This window comes from Kiloniella litopenaei (assembly GCF_000982415.1).
In the GTDB taxonomy this organism is placed as follows: domain Bacteria; phylum Pseudomonadota; class Alphaproteobacteria; order Kiloniellales; family Kiloniellaceae; genus Kiloniella; species Kiloniella litopenaei.
The window spans coordinates 1-392 of sequence record NZ_LANI01000079.1; the positions used below are offsets into that span (position 1 = coordinate 1).

Genomic DNA, 392 nt, shown 5'->3' on the forward strand with positions numbered 1-392 from the left:
TTTCCCTTGCGTGAAAGGAGAAGCAATCATGCTTGAAATAACAATCGAAAAAGTAAGTGAGAATGGTGTGCGAGAGTTTGCGGGAGCAGCTCGAGTTCAGCAAATCAACGGTGATGAACCACGATCAACGCGGGATTTTTGGTATTTTTTGTTTAATGAAAAGGCTGAGGTTATTCACAAAGGCCTTCTTATGGATACAGAAAACCGTACCCCTCATGAGGTTATACAGGGTTGTTTAACTGCTTGGAGGGAGGGTTGGTATATAACTCCGGATATTGACGGCAAAGGGGGAGTGAAATGTTAAAGATTGATATTTGTGCTCACCCTGAAGTGGATTGGGATGGGGAGCCTCATTACAAGACTTTCCATCATTTTATAATCAAACGAAAGGC

1 protein-coding gene is annotated in these 392 nt (G+C 42.6%); it reads left to right on the forward strand.

The window, feature by feature from the left end; genetic code table 11:
- On the forward strand, nt 1-304 hold a 304-nt coding region (locus WH95_RS20185), incomplete at its 5' end, for a hypothetical protein (RefSeq protein WP_046510254.1).
- Nucleotides 305-392 lie beyond the last annotated feature (88 nt).